This window comes from Zobellia russellii, assembly GCF_044597075.1.
Taxonomy (GTDB): Bacteria; Bacteroidota; Bacteroidia; order Flavobacteriales; family Flavobacteriaceae; genus Zobellia; species Zobellia russellii.
In genome coordinates this window covers 3,436,642-3,453,985 of record NZ_CP139000.1, presented here as the reverse complement: position 1 = coordinate 3,453,985, position 17,344 = coordinate 3,436,642, and the positions used below count along the sequence as shown (strand labels likewise).

Genomic DNA, 17,344 nt, shown 5'->3' with positions numbered 1-17,344 from the left:
TATAGCATTACCTCTCAGGTAGTGCCTTTTTGTGCCATACTTTCTCAAAATTTTCCTTTAACCTATCGTGACTAAGCCGTTACTGTTTAGGGCCAACTTTGCTCTATTATTGAAAAGCATACATCCTTAATGGGTTATTAAAATCCATCCGAAATACGCATAAAAAAACCCTGACCAAACGGACAGGGTTTTATAAGTATAAAAACTTCTTTGATTAAGAACCGCACATTAAGCAATCATCATCTGCTTGACCTTCTTTGGCCCGGGCAATCATTTCTTTCATTTCTTCAGGAGTCATTGGCTGAATGTCCAACTCTGCCTGTGCCTGTGGCGCACTAGAAGTAGTGTTTACTTCCATTGCAACAGCTGCCTCTACTGGCGGTGTAGTTGCGGCCGCTTCTGCTTCTGCAGCAACACTTACCGGAGCAGCGTTCTTCTTGCTATTATCCAATGTAAATTTAATAGCATCTACAGCAGCTTTTGTACGCAAGTAATACATACCTGTTTTTAAGCCACTTTTCCATGCATAAAAGTGCATTGAGGTCAATTTAGAATAGTTTGCGTTTTCCATGAACAAGTTCAAAGACTGACTTTGATCAATGAAATATCCTCTTTGGCGGCTCATGTCTATAATATCTTTCATACTAAGCTCCCAAACCGTTTTGTACAAGTCACGTATGTCCTGTGGTATGGTTTCTATATGTTGGATAGAACCGTTTGCACGCATTAACTCTTGCTTCATGTTCTCGTTCCAAAGACCTAGGTTTACCAAATCTTCCAATAGATGCTTGTTCACAACAATAAACTCACCAGAAAGCACCCTTCTCGTGTAAATATTAGAAGTATAAGGCTCAAAACACTCATTGTTACCCAAAATCTGAGACGTTGAAGCTGTTGGCATAGGCGCTACTAAAAGTGAGTTACGAACTCCGTTTTTCTTAACCTCCTTACGCAGTTTGTTCCAATCCCATCTTCCTGATAGTTCTTCGTCCTTAATACCCCAAAGGTTGAACTGAAAATCTCCCTGAGAAATAGGCGAACCTTCAAAAGTAGAATATGCTCCTTCTTCTTTTGCCATTTCCATAGAAGCGGTAACAGCAGCAAAATATAAGGTTTCAAAAATCTCTTGGTTCAATTTCTTGGCACCGTCACTTGTGAAAGGCAAACGCAACAGAATAAAAGCATCTGCAAGCCCCTGTACTCCTAGACCAATTGGCCTGTGACGCATGTTGGAGTTTTCCGCTTCTTTTACCGGATAGTAATTTCTATCGATTACACGGTTTAAGTTTCTGGTTACCCTTTTGGTTACCTTGAACAGTTCCTTATGATCAAAGGCCCCATTCTTAATGAACATTGGTAAAGCAATGGATGCCAAGTTACACACCGCTACCTCATCAGGAGAGGTATATTCCATAATCTCGGTACACAAGTTAGAAGAACGTATAGTACCTAAGTTTTTCTGGTTGCTCTTACGGTTAGCCGCATCTTTGTACAACATGTAAGGTGTACCGGTCTCTATTTGAGACTCCAATATTTTTTCCCAAAGTTCACGAGCCTTAACGGTTTTTCTTCCTTTTCCTTCCGCTTCGTATTTGGTATATAATGCTTCAAACTCTTCACTATGGTGGGTGAACAATCCTGGGCATTCATTAGGACACATTAACGTCCAATCTTCGTTAGCCTCAACCCTTTTCATGAATAAATCTGAAATCCACATGGCATAAAAAAGATCACGTGCACGCATTTCTTCTTTACCATGGTTCTTTTTCAAATCTAAGAATGCGTAAATATCTGCATGCCATGGCTCCATGTAAATAGCAAAGCTTCCTTTACGCTTTCCACCACCTTGATCTACGTAACGTGCCGTATCATTAAACACCTGTAGCATAGGAACTATACCGTTAGATGTACCATTTGTTCCTGCAATATAAGAGCCTGTTGCACGTACATTATGTATAGATAAACCAATACCACCCGCAGACTGAGAAATCTTAGCCGTTTGTTTTAACGTATCATAAATACCATCTATACTATCATCTTTCATTGCCAATAAGAAGCAAGAAGACATCTGTGGTTTTGGTGTTCCTGAGTTAAAAAGTGTAGGTGTAGCGTGGGTGAAATATTTTTTGGACATGAGCTCGTACGTCTCAATGGCCGCATCCAAATCATTTAGGTGAATACCTACGGAAACACGCATAAGCATATGCTGAGGACGCTCTGCAATCTTACCGTTCAATTTTAGAAGATACGAACGCTCAAGTGTTTTAAAACCGAAGTAGTCATATCCAAAATCTCTGTTATAGATAATCGTGGAGTCCAACCTTTCTGAATTTTCCGAAATTACCTTATAGACCTCATCGGATAAAAGTGGCGCCTCTTTGTTCGTACGTGGGTTTACATACTCATAAAGGTCCTTCATTGTTTCTGAGAACGACTTTTTAGTATTCTTGTGCAAGTTTGAGACCGAAATACGGGCTGCTAACTTTGCATAATCCGGGTGGGTCGTGGTCATAGTGGCCGCAATCTCCGCCGCTAAATTATCTAGCTCAGATGTGGTTACACCGTCATACAATCCTTCTATAACGCGCATAGCAACCTTTAAAGGGTCTACAAGCCCGTTTAGGCCATAACATAATTTTCTTACTCGAGCCGTGATCTTATCGAACATGACCACTTCTTTTCTGCCGTCTCTTTTAACTACAAACATGTGAATACTTTTTTAGTGGGGTGTGATACGTTGGTTTGTTTATGCTGAATTGTTAAAAAAATTAACAATTTTAAAATTGGGAACAAAAACCCTTTCTGAGAAAGGGTCCTCTATTTTATATATTATCTAAAAATCTGCGTCGAAGCTTATCTTCTGTGCGTCCTCATCATTATCCTTGTTCAAAACGCCCGCTTTTTGGTATTCAGAAACACGTTTTTCAAAGAAGTTGGTCTTTCCTTGTAGGGAAATCATATCCATAAAATCAAACGGATTGGTTGCGTTGTACACTTTATCGCACTCCAGCTCAACAAGAAGCCTATCCGTTACAAATTCTAGGTATTGTGTCATTAATTTTGAGTTCATCCCGATTAAACTTGCCGGAAGCGACTCTGTAATGAACTCACGTTCAATATCCAATGCATTGGTCAAAATCTCGGTAATACGTTCTTTTGGAACTTTATTGATCAAGTGTTTGTTATGAAGGTGTACCGCATAATCACAGTGCATACCTTCATCTCTTGAGATCAACTCATTGGAAAAAGTAAGCCCTGGCATCAAACCTCTTTTCTTTAACCAGAAAATAGAGCAGAATGCACCGGAGAAGAATATACCTTCAACAGCTGCAAAGGCTATCAACCTTTCTGCAAAACTTGGAGACTCGATCCAATTCAATGCCCAATCTGCCTTTTTCTTAATGGCAGGAAAGTTTTCTATTGCTCTAAAAAGAAGGTTCTTTTCCTTTTCATCCTTTACGTAAGTATCAATCAAAAGCGAATAGGTCTCCGAGTGTATATTCTCCATCATAATCTGGAACCCGTAGAAAAACTTAGCTTCGGCATATTGCACTTCACTAACAAAGTTCTCTGCCAAATTCTCGTTTACGATACCGTCCGAAGCTGCAAAAAAGGCAAGTATATGCTTCACGAAGTAACGCTCGTCATCACTCAACTTATTGTTCCAGTCATTTAAATCTTCACCAAGGTCTATTTCCTCAGCCGTCCAAAAACAGGCTTCGCATTTCTTGTACCATTCCCATAAATCATGATGTTTAATAGGAAAGATTACAAAGCGGTCGTTGTTTTCTTCCAAAATAGGCTCTAAAGCTGCGGACATATCAAATTATTTTTAAAAAATTCGTGTATTGGGAAGAAAATTCTCCCCTTGTGATGGGATAACAAAGATGGCAAAAAAGCACCAAAATATGCGTGCTGTTCGATCATTTCGGTCACAAAGTTTTTAACACAAATTGTTGAAATGTATGCTCGCATTGTATATACACTGACGTTAACGGGGATCGACAGTTAACGTAAATTTTACATGAAAGTTGAACACAAAAAATTAAACCAAAAAGTATGTTTTTAATATACTTTTTGGTTTAAAAATTATAACATCAACTAAACGGCTATTTTGTAATTATAGCCTCTAACCTCTGCAACCTTTCTTCCAAGTTTGCAATTTTTCCTGATTGTTGCTCAATTATCAGTTGTTGTTCTTGAATAGCCGTGACAACTACAGGTATTAACTGGGTGTAACTGAGACTTAAGGTATTTTCAGCATCTACTTCTTCATAAATAATTTCGGGAATTATTTGCTGCACTTCCTGCGCAATAAGACCTAGACACCTTTTCCCCGAGCTTCTATCATCCAACCACAAATAACTTTTTGGCTGAAGCCTTAACACCTCATCAAGACCGTAATCTAGATTTTTTATGTTTTTCTTTAATCTAGCATCTGAATTATGGACTAAAGATCCATTTACAAATACATCCCCGTCACCGGTAATTGCCATTCGGTTAGATGCGCCTTGATCATTTCGGAAATAAAAATTTAATCTACTATTTTGCCCCCCATTTGCTCCGTCTTTTGCAATACCTGCTATGTGCCAGAAAGCGTCGCTTTCTGTATTTTTGAATTCAAGTCTTGAAAAATCATCTCCGTCTTCCTCTAGTTTGAGCAAAGGCTTGGTTATCGTTGAATTATTGAGAACATGAACCCAAGAAGAAATATTTGAACTAGGCCCAAACTGAAATTCCCCCCCTTGAAACATCCTAAAGCGCGTTAAAAAAGAACTAGATCCGTCTAGCTTAGTTTCTAACTGCAAATCTGCCCCTTGTGAACGGGTACTATACCGCCATTGATTACCGTTATTTGGAAAACCAAATATTAGTCCCCCTAAATTTGTCTGAACAAAGAGATTACCTCCAACATGCATTTTCTTTTCAGGATTACTAACACCAACACCTACATTTCCACTAGATCTATATATGTTATCTTCATCTTCCTCCCAAAGAGAACTTCCTCCACTACCCGTCCCAATTATAAAATTTCCGTCAGCATCGGCCATGACGTTGCGTTCTCCCGTTCCAGCCAAATCACCTGAGCGAATTCCCTTTACAACATCTAACGTTCCATCATCAAGCAATCGAGTATGTACACTTCCACCCGTCAAATCTGTAGAAGAATACATTAATTCCATTCTTCCTTCTCCTGCCGTAAATGCCCAATCAGTATTTGCAGCTCCAGTCCGCATCCATTGTAAACTAACACTTCCGGCATCTGTAGATGTCATTCTATTACGTAAAGTTCCTATACCTGATACTTCAAAATTTGTATCTGGTGAATCTGTACCAACACCCACCTTACCACTATTAAAATAAATATCACCTGCATTATCTGTCCATAAGGCACTTCCACCACCAACTTCATCAGTACCGGCCACCCACTTGCTTGTACCCGCATCCCATTTAGCTACTTGACCATCTGCCGTACCCTCAAGTCCGCTTATATTCGTGCCATCACCTAAAAGCAATCCGCTTTCCCCTGTAACATCCACATAATCATTTAAATCAACCGAACCCGTACCATCTTCAATGCTTAACACATCTCCGGTCATTATAAGTCCTTGATCATCCGTATCTACCAACCCACCAGCTGCCAATTCTTCTATTGCCGCTTGGGTATCGGCAGCTGCAAGCCCCGTTCCCGTATTATCAAAAGGAACTTCGGAGGCGTTTTGGTCATCTGTTCCTCCCGGTGGGATAATCGTAGAAAGATCAACACCCGTTCCATCTTCTATCTGTAGCATGGTTCCTGAAAGTGATAAATTCTGATCATCTGTATCTATCAACCCACCCGCAGCTAATTCCTCAATTGCCGCTTGGGTATCGGCAGCTGCAAGTCCCGTTCCCGTATTATCAAAAGGAACTTCGGAGGCGTTCTGGTCATCCGTTCCTCCCGGTGGGATAATCGTAGAAAGATCAACACCCGTTCCATCTTCAATCTGTAGCATGGTTCCTGAAAGTGATAAATTCTGATCATCCGTATCTACCAACCCACCCGCAGCTAATTCCTCAATTGCCGCTTGGGTATCGGCAGCTGCAAGTCCCGTTCCCGTATTATCAAAAGGAACTTCGGAGGCTTTTTGGTCATCTGTTCCTCCTGGTGGGATAATAGCCGATAGATCGATAGTTGACCCATCCGTTATACTTAAGTCAGTGCCAGAAAGGCTAATATCTTGGATTTCATTGGTCGGGTCCGCATCTGCATCCGCACCTCCTGTGCCAGAAGCGACCAATTCATCCAAAGCCTCCTGAACATTACCTGCAGTAAGTCCTGAGCCCGCATTGTCATACGGCACTTCGGAAGCAATTTGAGCGTCTCCGCCTCCACCACCACTAAACAATCTATTATCTACATAGGTCTTTACCGCTCTTTGCGTGGGCAGAATACCGTTGCTGTTTTCGGCCAGGCCGCCATCGTCCGATATTTTGTTGACTTGATTGCCTGAGCTTAAATTAAAGCCTCCTAAAATTCTTAAGTCGCTTTTTATTTTAACCTTGCCAACGTTTTTGTTCTCAATATCATTTCCATTTGTTTCCCATTGTTGGCTGCCGGAAGCCATGGCGTAAGGAACCGCCATTAGTTCAGTTGTACCCACCTCTGTGCCATTAAAGGAAACCACCACAAAAGTAGCTTGGCCCCAAGGTAAATTGGAATAACTGCCACTATTACTGTTTCCACTGCCTATTTGCAAGTTAAAAACACCATTAGCATCTGTTGTTATAGAGTGACTTTCTTCATATTGCGTAGCCGCATCCGCGCTACCAAATTTTAGGGCAATACCTATATCTATGGTCTCTTGCTCCATTAATTCATTATCCAAATTACGGGCAACACCCTGGTAATTGATGTAGTTTTTCTGCTGTGCCTGCGCCACAAAAGTCCCGGAGAACATAAAGGCCAAGATTATAAGTATTGATGTGTAATTTTTTTTCATGGTTCTATTCTTTGATCAGTTTAAATGCTTTACTATCCGTACTTCCTTCTATGTAGAGTTTTAAAACATATACTCCCTTGGCCATATAGGCCATGTCTATTTTGTATTCAGACTTAGACGTTTCTACTTTTTGGTTTAAAACGCGCTGCCCGTTTACACTGAACAACTCTATACCATACACTTTGTTTTGACTGGTAAAAACGGTCACTTCTTCTATAACCGGGTTGGGATAAACCAAAATGTTGGAAGGGTCTTCCCCTGGGCTTAGCGGTATGACCAAAATTCCTTTTCCTGCCCAAAAACCTTGATCTACAGAATTATTTTCTCCTACCAAACCCACTATTGGCTCTCCAATGGTGAAGCTTACCGAGACCTCTGCACTTGCCATAGTACCACCAACGTTACTAACAACACTGCGTTCTATTGATTGGGCAAATGAAAATGTAGTACTTACTGATAGAAAAAAGAGGAGTAGTTTTGCTTTCATATGTGTTCATTTTAAGATTAATGTTTTTTTAATGTTGAAGGTTAACAGGGCAGCTTCAACATTTTAATAATTGTGCTAAAGAGCTAGCTTCTTTTCTTTTTATAGACGAACACCTCCAAGCGATCAAAATCTATTTTCATACTCTTTGAGAAACCGCTCAAAAATTTATGGGCAGCAAATAAAATGATCAAGAGTGCTTCTATGGAAATAAGCACCACTGGGTCTATCTTTTTGACTAAAACGAGCAAAGACTCTGCAAACAATAGTGAGGTATTAAATAACAGGGCTACAATTAAAATGATGGTGGTTTTCATACGTACAGATTTAAAATGTTCCAGAATTGGGCACTACCCGCTTTATAAAAAGTTCTTTGAGTACCTAGGTTTTGGGAGGAATGGTTTCTGATGGTTGCCATGGCATATTCTGCTAACAACAACCAGAAGAAGTTGGTACAACTGCTCCGTTGAAAGAGCAATACCGTCATGTATTGGAGATGAATCAGTTTCATTTTCTTTCTCTATTTGCTTAAATGGTCTACACCATTAAAGATGAATAGGGGGAAACTGATTTGGGAAGGTTAGGAAGAAGCTTTCATCCGATTTAAAAACTCAAATAAATTGCCAGCCTCTTGAAACCACTGACAAGATACTGGCAACTTTAATTTTCAAAAATTAAAAATGTACAATTTGATGGTTCTAATGTGTAATCTGCAAGAATATTGTAATTCTTTGTGAAGAGTCTTGCCAAACACCTTAGTCATTCAGTTGAATCAGGGACTTTGAACGGTCCTGATCTTATAGGACCATTTCCCCGCTCTTTTATATCCTTTGGAGATATTAGGAGACTTTACTACCCCATAAATACCTGCTGTTAACGCTGCGGCCCCAATAAATACGGAAGGCACAGTACCAACGGCCAGTCCAACTAAAAACATGATACTGCCAATATGCAAGAAATTAACATGAATCATAATTGTATGAAACAAGGCGTGACGTCTAATGATATCTATTTCTTGTAAACTAACAATTATATCGTCTACAATAATACTATTTTGATTGAGCACAGTAAACCTCCCTGCAAATTTTTCACCAGTTTTGGTAATAACTTTGATTCTTCTGCTTTCCTCAATGGTTATTTCTTTGCCAGAAACCGAATTGACAATGGCCAACTGCTTTTCTTGACTAAGACTTTCTAGACAGAAAAAAAGACAATATACTAACGGAAGAAACACTCTCATAAGTTTCTATTTTAAACTTGTTATTTGCTAGAACAGCAAACCTAACTATTGTTGAATGCCCGCGAACCAAACCTCATACTTCTTCCCCAAGATAGGGGCCGGAGCCTCTTTTCCGTTTAGGGCATTCATAAATGCCATGACCCACATGTACAATAAGACAAAAACACCCAAAAAGTTTATGACCCAACCTAAAATAGGTATCATGCCAATAACGCCCAAGGCCAAACCGGTAACACACAAACCCAATGATTGCCTAATATGATAGCTTGCAAATTCTTGTTTTTTCTCATTGTTCATTACAAATGCAACTATTAGGCCTATTAAGGTTACATAAGCCAGAATTGCCATTGTCTTATCATTTTCACTTGTAGCCGTAGCAGTTTGTGCCTTATTTAATTCAGTATCCGTATTTTCCATAATTATATATATTTAATTGGTTTTATTCCGCCATTTTGGTCAATTGTTCTAGTTTGAGTTCGTTTACTATATCCCAAGTTTCTTCGGGTGGTATATCATATGCATTTATCGTTACCAAAAAGCGCTCTGCATAGGCAAACATTAGTTGGGTATCGTTAGACTTCTTTTTGTAGGTCTGTTGTGCCTTAATCCCATTAACTTCAACCGTTTGTTGGTGTTTATATTCATCTTCCGTTTCCATTTCAAAATTACCCAGTAGCCCGTAACTCGTTGCCATCATACTTCCGGTAGGGCCCGCCCCATCTATTATCATAACATTAAACTTCTTCTTGCTATCTATCTTTTTGTAGGTGCCTTCCACAGAGTTAACCTTATACATTCCCGCTTGGCCCACTTTAAAACCTGTTCTGTCCAAGACCCCTAAACTCTTGGGCAACCACCCCTTTAGTTGTTCATTGGTTAAGGGAACGGCATCTTTCAGTTTTTCGATTCTTCCTTCTACTTTTCTGGCTTCCTTTACAAAGGTGGAGGCATTAGATACACCCTCTTTAGCCTTGGATAATTTTTCCTTGACCTCGCCAACACAAGAGCCCAATAGCAGCAAGAGTATAATCAATCCTATATTCTTTAGTTTCATCATCTTCACTTTATAGATTATCACAACTTTCCCTATCTATTTCTGCTTTTGCCTCCTTGATTTCTTGGTCAATTTCAGCTCTGCTGGCCGTAGGTATACAATCATAAATGTCATCTAGAGCATCTAGATAGGCCTTAGCCGCGCTTTTATAGTCTGCACAATTCTCTGCCGTGGGGTTTTCCGAATAAGCAGAAGTCGCATCTGACCATGATTGTAGCTCATCTGCATAACCCTGGGCCCAATTTCCTCCAAAACAGTTTCCTACAGGGTTTAAAGGGTTGTCCTTGTCACAACCGTACGTTAAAATAATTGCCGCACCACAAACGGCTAAAAGAACTTGTTTTTTTAAATTTTTCATAATCATTGTTTTCACTGGTTCATTAACTATTTTTTGTAGTGTTCTAGTGGATAATCATCCTTATACCGAACCTCCTACATCCATTAGTGTCCTAATCTTTAAAAGGTAAACATCAAAATCAAAAAAACCCGATACCATCGCTGCTACCGAGTCTTATAGACGAACTCAAGAAGGTACTAGTAGTCCAGACCGAAATGACACATAAACCTCTTCGTAAATCATTTTAGTAAAGTCTATTGCTAATTTATCAGAATGTAGTCGGAATACATTTTAATCTAGTACCCATATATCGCTTTGCCGCTCTCCCACAGAATTATTGATGGCGATATCACGTCCTCCAACAATATATATTTGATCATTGTGCAATACTGTAGCTGACCCTTCCCTTCTTGACAAGGGATTGTCTCCCTCCATAGGAAGCCAAATTTTGGCATCGGACGAATACCAGATTTTATCCTCGCCGAATAAATGATTATTCAAAATAATTTTATTTCGATAAACGAAGGCATCAAAAAGAATATGAACGGGAACTTCATCGCCTTGCTTAATCAAACTCCAATCTGTACCATTGTCGCTTTCCCATATTTCATTGAGCATAGAACTGTTGTTCCTCCCCCTATCAAATAGAGTTTATCGTTAAAAACAATGAACTTAGCATAGGCTCTGGGAGTTACACCTTGATTACTCATATTGATACTGCTCCAGGCCACACCATCATCTGAAACATATAAATCATTATGATGAATTCCGTTTTCATCAATACCACCAAACATCCACATTTTTTCTTTAAACACGACCAAACTATGCCCAGTTCTCGGTGAGAATATCGCATGAGTTTGAATCTTTTGCCAATAAAGGCCATCGGTAGAAGCCCAGACATCATTTTTATAATCGGTGATATCACTAAATTTTGATGATTTTGAACTGGCCCCGCCTATTATGTAAAGTTTTTCATTGAATTTGAGCGGTGTACACAGGTAACGATGTGCGAATGCAGCAGTATCACCCACCATGCTCCAATCCGTAACATTATCACTATACCAAAGGTCTTTTTCAGGTTTTGGCAATCCCAAATTCTCTTCAGAACTCCCATTAATAAGAAGTAACCTGTTTTTAAAAGAAACTACACTGTGTCCGGTTCTTCCACCAAATAAAGTCTGATTCGTAATTCTTCTTGGCACGTTCAGATTTCGGGTACTGAAGGAAAAAGTTTTGCTTTCCGTACTACCGCCCTTACCATCCTTAGCGACTACCTTCCAATTATACTCTTCAGAAAAACTCAGATCATAATCTAAGATAGTATCGGACAAATCGGGAACGGCAACCTTTAACTCCTCTTCCTTTTTGGCCAAATAAAAATCATATGTCACCGTGTCACCTTCAGGATCTTGGGCTTTCTCCCAAGAGAAGGTCGGCGATAGGTTTAAAACAATCTCGTCTTCTATAACCTTAATAAGGTCAAAAGAAGATGGGGGCTCGTTTGCGGGCAATTCTTCTTTTGCCTCTTTTTCCTTCGATGGGCCATCTATTTGATTATCATCATTATTACATGAAATGAACATTATGAACAGGCCGACAAATACAACGCTCATTATAAAATTTGTTTTCATATTCTGATTATTTTATGAAGTTCTCCGCTCATTAGTACCCTGATGTTCAAAAAGTAAACATCTTCTTACTTAGAATTTTAACTTATCTTGTGTTTACCTTTTAACCAATTGAGCACCAATGAAAGACCAGCATATTATTTCCCAAATGAAACAGCGGGATAGAAATGCACTTAAAGAAGTTTATAAAGGGTATAAAATTGAATTTTTCAAGTTTGCTTCCCGATATACTTCCGACACTAATGTACTAGAGGACATTTTCCAAGATGCTATTATCGTACTCTATGAAAATGCTCTGGCAGGAAAATTAGACGAATTAAAAAGTAGCTTAAAAACCTACCTTTTCAGCACAGGAAAGTTTATGATTTTTAAAAAGTTCAGAGACACCAAGGAAATAGCCACTGATGAAACCTATATTTTTGACCAAAACGAAATAGCTGTCATCAATGACGTATACGAAGACCAAGGCCCCAATGAATACCAACAAAAATTAGTAGAAAATTTTAAGAAGCTTGGAGATAAATGCCGCGAAATTCTTGAGCTTTTCTACCTAAAAGGATTAAAACTAGACGAAATAATGAGCGTGCAAGGCTATGAAAACAAAAATGTAGTAAAAAGCCAAAAATCTAGATGCCTCAAATCATTAAAAGAGCTTACTCATGCAAAGAATGGATAATGAAGAATTGATCAATGGTTATTTTGAAGGTTCTCTTTCAGAAGAGCAAAAGAGAGAATTTGACCATTTATTTGAAACAAATACTGATTTTAAAACCGATTTTGAGTTTCAGGAAGAGCTAAAACGCGCCCTAGTAAAATCCGAAAGAAAACAACTTAAGGAAATTTTATCGAATACCAACACGCCACATGAAAAAGAAAAATCTCAAGTAATACGCTTACGCCCTTGGCTTGTTGCCGCCTCCGTGGTTCTACTTGCAGGCATCAGCTCTTGGTTGATTTTCTTTAACCGACCGGACATTGATTCTCAACAATTGTATGCCAGCAATTTTGCCCCCTATGAAAATGTAGTACACCCTATTGAACGCGGTGAACAATTGAAAGACCTTAAAACGCGGGCTTTTATTGCATATGAAAATTCGGAATACACAAAGGCTATAGAGCTGTTCCAAACTTTGAACAAGAAAAATAATGATAAGTATATTATTTTTTACGAAGCTATTGCCCTTATGCAATTGAATAAACATGATGAAGCGGTTCCTTTATTTGAAGATTACATTGAGACCAACGGAGAGCTTAAAGAAAGGGCCATTTGGTACCTAGCACTAGCCTACTTAAAACTAGATGAAATTGAAGAATGTAAAGAACAGTTAAGTCTTTTGGCCCATAAAGAGGGATTCAAAACCAAGGCTGCAAAAAATCTGTTGGCCGAGCTGAACTAATTTAAATTTCTTTTCCTTTTATATCCAAAAACAACGTAGAAAACACTCAATACTAAAAACAAACTCCCCAAATACCACCAGTAATTGGTAGTCGTAATTGGGGAAACATCTCCCGAAACCACAAAAGCCGACCAATAATAGGGGTGCTGCAACAGGCTATCATCCGTAGTTTCCAGATATTTCAGTTTTGCGTCACGCAATGCTTTTGCTTTTGACTTACCCTTACTAAGCCCTTCGTAAAAGAACTCCATTAATTTCACGCTGCTTTTATCGTTAATCTTCCACAATGTGTTCACTAAAGATTTGGCCCCGGCATAGTAAAAGCCTTTTGACAAACTCAACATACCCTGCCCTTTTTGAAGTTTTCCTATACCTGTTTGGCACGCACTCAAAGTCACTAAATCAGCATCCAAGGAAATATTATAAAGGTCTTTTATATAGATCACACTGTTCTCACCACTATCCTGTTGTTGACTAAAAGCGAGATAAGAATAATCCGGATACGCGTCATTGGCAGAAGCATGTGTAGCCAAATGAATCATATTAGAATTAGAAGAGTTAGCCTTAAAACTTGCAAGGGTAGCATTTTGGCCCAATACCTTTCGGGTATTAAAGTAAGAGCTTATTCCGTTAACCTCATCATCGTTATAGAGCAACTTTCCAAACTGCCTGCTATCCTGGACCGTTTCTTCATCATCAAAATTTGGCGCATAGGCCAAAATGTGGTTCTCTTTAGATTTCGCCTTCTTTATGAGTTCCAAAAGAGAGGTAATTGAATTGCCGTAACTGATACTTTTTGTTTCCAAAAGGTAGGAACCGTTCTCACGTAAGAGGTCAAAAGGCACATAATGCAATTCTCCGTCTGGAACGACAACAAGATTTTCGGAATCAATGTCTTTTAGCGGCTGCTTCAAGACTTTTTCAAAGAGACGATTACCTAAACCATTTACCTCTTCTATCCCGTTTTTTAAAGATGGTTTTGAGAGTGCCCTATAAAAATCACTAATATCCTTTTTATCGTCTTCGGAAAATGGCAATTTTAAAAAATGTTGCTTTTCATCGTTCAACACAATGGCATACAGGTGATGGTTCGTAAGGGTAAAAGAAACTATTGCACCTCCATCTTTAAACAGCGTATTACGTATAGTGGCAAAATCTAAGGTTTTACTACCATACTTTAAACCGTGATACCTTGGGTACTTCTGTTTTAATGTATCCAATAATCCGTAATACGCTTGCTTTAGACTTACAAGTTGGGGCTTCAATTTGCTCGCGTCTTCAAGACCGTCAAAAATTTCTTTCTCAAAATGAGTTATTTCCGCTCTTAGGCGTGCTTCTTTTTCCAATACTTGTTGAGGCACATTTCCATATCTAGTAGCCTGAGCATCCCTGAGGGCTTCGAGCAGAACAAAATCTTTATTCTTTTCTGCAATGTTCAACGCCAATTCTACCGTGTTTGCAGATCTGTTCTTTTCATAATTGTCATATACCACATCTAGCATCCGGTGAAAGATAGGATACACCTCCTCGGCCAAATATTGCTTATCCAATTTACTGTCAAACTCCAGTTTCAATTCATCAAAAGTGGCCAATATGTCTTTACTGGTCATTATTGCCTCTTTCTCATAAGTAAGATGATTTGTTTTGGCATACGCCGATTGCAAAAGCTGAAGTTTTATATCCAATAAATTCAGCAATTGAAGTTTGGAAAATGCATCTTTAAGCTTGGGGTTGCCCTCAGACCCTAATTTAATGTTGCTGGCATTATAAAATGCTTTCTGGATGAAATTAAGCCCTTCTTTAAAATTGTCTTGTGCTAAATAAAGTCTTGCCATTTTACCATAGACATTGGCTACATCTTGGTGAGGTTTATACTGCCGATAGGTTGTATAAGCTTCCAACGCCTGACCATAATACTCATCTGCCTGTTCGTAATCCTTTTTCCCCAAGAAGGCATCGGCATAAAGCACATTTATTTCTTTGGAAAAAGGGTTATCCAAAGTATTCATAAGATGGTTTTCATTTAATACCGCTAGTGCATTATCATATTCCCCCTGTTTTAAATAATTTTTGGCCAGCAATATATATGCCGACAAGAAGTTGTTCTTAAATCTGGGGTTATTCACTTTCGCCTTATAAAACTCCAATGTTTCCTTCAGCAAATCATTGGCCCCTACGGTATTGCCCTGCACCTCTAACACCTGTGAAAGCAGTTTTTTAGTGTTGAAACTAGCCGATTGCCAGTCTTCAATACTATCTCTAAATGTTGCTATTAGGTTTAAATCTTGTGTATAGTAAAATTCAGCCTGTTCATATTTACCGGTATGCCTATAAATGAGCCCTAGGAAACTATAAATTGCGGAAAGTGTATCTATATCAAGCGCGGTACGCTGCGCTTCAGGAACAGCTTTAAGAATGGAATACAACTCTAAAAAATAGGCTTTGGCCGTACCGTATTCCTTTAATTTGTAATGAAAATTTCCTTTGTCAAAAAGGAGTCGGTTTTTATAAACTTCACTTATCTCAAGACCATTGGTTCTAGAGTCGTTGCCCAACCAGTCCTCCATTCTTTGCAGGTTACGCCTGTATTCCTGTAAATCGTAAAAATTACTGTTCGCATTGATCAAATAACTTAGACTTCCAAGAAGATAGTCCATATTGTCTTGTTCATTGGCAAGTGATATGGTTTTTTCATAGTAGACATAGGCGCTATCCTTATTTACGTAATGATATTCCAAAGCCCTATTAAAAGCATTGTCCAAGTTTGATGCTTCTCCTTGGGACCAGCCGCTATGGCATGTAAACAAAAAACAAACTATGTAATGAAAGTATTTCATATGTTAAAGTCCCTTACGTATTTGCGTAAAGGACTTTAAATTAATCAAAAATTGTACAACTAATTTTTATAGACCGGTAGTTCTAGGGTAATGGCATCTCCAAACTCTTTGGTCCTTGGCATTTTTATGACCATTGTAGCGTTACCTTTAAAATTACCCTCAATAGCAACCACCTTGTTACCGGTTTTCGTAAGAGATGTTGAACTGCCTTTGGCCACCACTTTGTTCTTTTCGTTAACTATAGTTATTTCGGCATCATCTACCTCCGCTGGCAACTCTATTCCTGAAAAATCCGAAATATTGATTTTAGGCACACAACCAGCTCTTGGGTTATCAAAACATCCTCTTGGCGGCCTGGGAGGGAATTTTCCTCCCCTTGGCATAACGATACTAACCAACCCTGATTTAAACATATTTAAACCAGCCTCTTCTTTTTGAGCCTGCTCTAATCGCGGAATCAATCTTTTACCTCCTTTATTAACATCTATGGCCTCCTTTAATTCCGCAATTTCCTGTTTCATAACGGAAAGACTGTGTATTGTTCCAAGTTTGTACAGTTCAAGACCATTCAGGTATTTGGGTTCTTGAACCAAACGGTAACTAAAATTGTTAGAGGTTAATTCTTCTTCGGGCAGTTCTTTCTGAGAACATGAGACTACACCCAACATAATAAACATAAGACAGACTAAATAATTCATTGCTTTCATAATTTATGGTTTTCTACAGATGAGTACCCTAAACCTAAAAAGGTAAACATGATAATCAATCAATTTGGCTAAAGGTGCCCATAATTTATAAGTACATCAATAGCTTATGTTTTATTGGTCTAATTTCTTGTATGCCTAGCACTGTTGGCTGTACGGATGGTTGCTTAAAAAAAATAACAGAAGAAAACCTTAGGGCACAAAAAAAGACCGAAAAGTATTTTTCGGTCTTTTTATAATGTTACTATGATACCGCCAAACCGTACGGTCCTTCTAATGTATCAAAATCGATTAGTACCAGAAAGGGTGCTGATTCAGGTAGTTCCCCCGAAACCTATAATCGGCAATCACCTTTCCAATAAATTGAATAAGATGACCCCCAATGGCTTCATTAGACGGACAAACATGCTCTATTTCATAACATGTAGCCTAGAACCGTACCTTTTTGGATTGGCAGTTTCATAAAATTGTAAGATGGTTCCCCATATGTAGATATTGTCTAGTTATTGGTTTGGTATTTTGATGTCTCTATTTTCTAATGCTGTGTTGTACGTAATCTCAGTAATTACCAATCGGGGGATGGTAAAAATAAGCATTTTCTTAACATGTAGCACCATTACTCCCTATTATTGTTCAATCTAACTGCATCATTCGTAGAATATTACAAATAACACACCTTA

At 38.7% G+C, this 17,344-nt stretch carries 16 protein-coding genes; 2 read left to right on the top strand and 14 right to left on the bottom strand.

Annotation, left to right across the window (positions count from 1 at the left end; genetic code table 11):
• Positions 1 to 214: 214 nt before the first annotated feature.
• The 12 genes from SJY45_RS14090 to SJY45_RS14035 all read right to left on the bottom strand — a co-directional run bounded on the left by SJY45_RS14090 (position 215) and on the right by SJY45_RS14035 (position 11,729).
• Positions 215 to 2,707, bottom strand: coding sequence for a ribonucleoside-diphosphate reductase subunit alpha (locus SJY45_RS14090; RefSeq protein ID WP_289038068.1), 2,493 nt, complete (start codon positions 2,705 to 2,707; stop codon positions 215 to 217).
• A gap of 126 nt (positions 2,708 to 2,833) precedes the next feature.
• Positions 2,834 to 3,820 (bottom strand): ribonucleotide-diphosphate reductase subunit beta, encoded by a 987-nt coding sequence (locus tag SJY45_RS14085; RefSeq protein ID WP_215436347.1) that lies wholly within the window; start codon positions 3,818 to 3,820, stop codon positions 2,834 to 2,836.
• 289 nt (positions 3,821 to 4,109) lie between these two features.
• Positions 4,110 to 4,496: a tail fiber domain-containing protein gene (locus SJY45_RS14080; RefSeq protein ID WP_400074359.1), complete on the bottom strand. Its 387-nt coding sequence runs from the start codon at positions 4,494 to 4,496 to the stop codon at positions 4,110 to 4,112.
• A 2,491-nt stretch (positions 4,497 to 6,987) separates the two neighbouring features.
• Entirely contained in the window at positions 6,988 to 7,470 is a 483-nt protein-coding gene (locus SJY45_RS14075; RefSeq protein WP_400071497.1) for a T9SS type A sorting domain-containing protein, read from the bottom strand.
• A gap of 83 nt (positions 7,471 to 7,553) precedes the next feature.
• Positions 7,554 to 7,784, bottom strand: coding sequence for a hypothetical protein (locus SJY45_RS14070; protein WP_400071495.1), 231 nt, complete (start codon positions 7,782 to 7,784; stop codon positions 7,554 to 7,556).
• Positions 7,781 to 7,978 carry a hypothetical protein gene (locus SJY45_RS14065; protein WP_400071493.1) on the bottom strand — a complete coding sequence of 66 codons (198 nt, stop codon included), beginning with the start codon at positions 7,976 to 7,978 and terminating at the stop codon, positions 7,781 to 7,783. The genes SJY45_RS14070 and SJY45_RS14065 overlap by 4 nt, the downstream gene beginning before the upstream one ends.
• Before the next feature lie 261 nt (positions 7,979 to 8,239).
• The gene (locus SJY45_RS14060) at positions 8,240 to 8,707 is read right to left on the bottom strand and encodes a hypothetical protein (protein WP_400071491.1); all 468 of its coding nucleotides are present in this window, start codon (positions 8,705 to 8,707) and stop codon (positions 8,240 to 8,242) included.
• 45 nt (positions 8,708 to 8,752) lie between these two features.
• Positions 8,753 to 9,124, bottom strand: coding sequence for a DUF4870 domain-containing protein (locus SJY45_RS14055; protein WP_400071489.1), 372 nt, complete (start codon positions 9,122 to 9,124; stop codon positions 8,753 to 8,755).
• A 22-nt stretch (positions 9,125 to 9,146) separates the two neighbouring features.
• Positions 9,147 to 9,764, bottom strand: coding sequence for a hypothetical protein (locus SJY45_RS14050; RefSeq protein ID WP_215913306.1), 618 nt, complete (start codon positions 9,762 to 9,764; stop codon positions 9,147 to 9,149).
• Between the two features lie 7 nt (positions 9,765 to 9,771).
• On the bottom strand, positions 9,772 to 10,119 hold the full coding sequence (locus tag SJY45_RS14045) for a hypothetical protein (protein ID WP_400071487.1): 348 nt from the start codon (positions 10,117 to 10,119) through the stop codon (positions 9,772 to 9,774).
• A 270-nt stretch (positions 10,120 to 10,389) separates the two neighbouring features.
• Positions 10,390 to 10,599 carry a hypothetical protein gene (locus tag SJY45_RS14040; protein ID WP_400071485.1) on the bottom strand — a complete coding sequence of 70 codons (210 nt, stop codon included), beginning with the start codon at positions 10,597 to 10,599 and terminating at the stop codon, positions 10,390 to 10,392.
• Between the two features lie 68 nt (positions 10,600 to 10,667).
• On the bottom strand, positions 10,668 to 11,729 hold the full coding sequence (locus SJY45_RS14035; RefSeq protein WP_400071483.1) for a kelch repeat-containing protein: 1,062 nt from the start codon (positions 11,727 to 11,729) through the stop codon (positions 10,668 to 10,670).
• 118 nt (positions 11,730 to 11,847) lie between these two features.
• Between SJY45_RS14035 and SJY45_RS14030 the strand changes: the two genes are divergently transcribed.
• Both SJY45_RS14030 and SJY45_RS14025 read left to right on the top strand, forming a co-directional pair.
• Positions 11,848 to 12,402: an RNA polymerase sigma factor gene (locus SJY45_RS14030; protein ID WP_400071481.1), complete on the top strand. Its 555-nt coding sequence runs from the start codon at positions 11,848 to 11,850 to the stop codon at positions 12,400 to 12,402.
• Complete coding sequence (locus SJY45_RS14025; RefSeq protein ID WP_400071479.1) at positions 12,386 to 13,123, top strand: tol-pal system YbgF family protein; 738 nt, start codon at positions 12,386 to 12,388, stop codon at positions 13,121 to 13,123. Before SJY45_RS14030 ends, SJY45_RS14025 begins: the two co-directional genes overlap by 17 nt.
• Here SJY45_RS14025 and SJY45_RS14020 read toward each other — a convergent pair.
• Entirely contained in the window at positions 13,120 to 15,960 is a 2,841-nt protein-coding gene (locus SJY45_RS14020; RefSeq protein WP_400071477.1) for a CHAT domain-containing protein, read from the bottom strand. The two genes, SJY45_RS14025 and SJY45_RS14020, sit on opposite strands and share 4 nt — an antisense overlap.
• A gap of 59 nt (positions 15,961 to 16,019) precedes the next feature.
• A complete protein-coding gene (locus SJY45_RS14015) occupies positions 16,020 to 16,667 on the bottom strand; it encodes a hypothetical protein (protein WP_400071475.1) in 648 nt (215 codons plus the stop codon).
• Positions 16,668 to 17,344: the final 677 nt, after the last annotated feature.